The sequence below is a fragment of the Peribacillus sp. SIMBA_075 genome, assembly GCF_046534585.1.
The window spans coordinates 1-399 of record NZ_JAWRYN010000165.1; the positions used below are offsets into that span (position 1 = coordinate 1).

General features: G+C 41.6%; 1 rRNA gene. It reads left to right on the top strand.

What is annotated here, in order from left to right:
• Positions 1-146 precede the first annotated feature (146 nt).
• Positions 147-262: ribosomal RNA gene (gene rrf / locus SB775_RS27635) — 5S ribosomal RNA — on the top strand.
• The last annotated feature ends 137 nt before the right edge of the window (positions 263-399 follow it).

Genomic DNA, 399 nt, shown 5'->3' on the forward strand with positions numbered 1-399 from the left:
TGATACTAATAGATCGAGGACTTAACCAACGCTTTTAAAAAAATGAAATACCTTCTTATTATCTAGTTTTGAAGGAATGAAAATTTCTTCTTGCATTTTAAACTCATACATGTTATGATTATAAATGTGTTAAAAAAGATTAAATGTTTGGTGGCGATAGCGAAGAGGTCACACCCGTTCCCATTCCGAACACGGCAGTTAAGCTCTTCAGCGCCAATGGTAGTTGGGGGTTTCCCCCTGTGAGAGTAGGACGCCGCCAAGCTATAATCTTTGTATCCTTTTTGAGAAAATGGGAATACTGAATTTATAAAAGTACCATTTATACCGTCGCGGGGTGGAGCAGTCCGGTAGCTCGTCGGGCTCATAACCCGAAGGTCGCAGGTTCAAATCCTGTCCCCG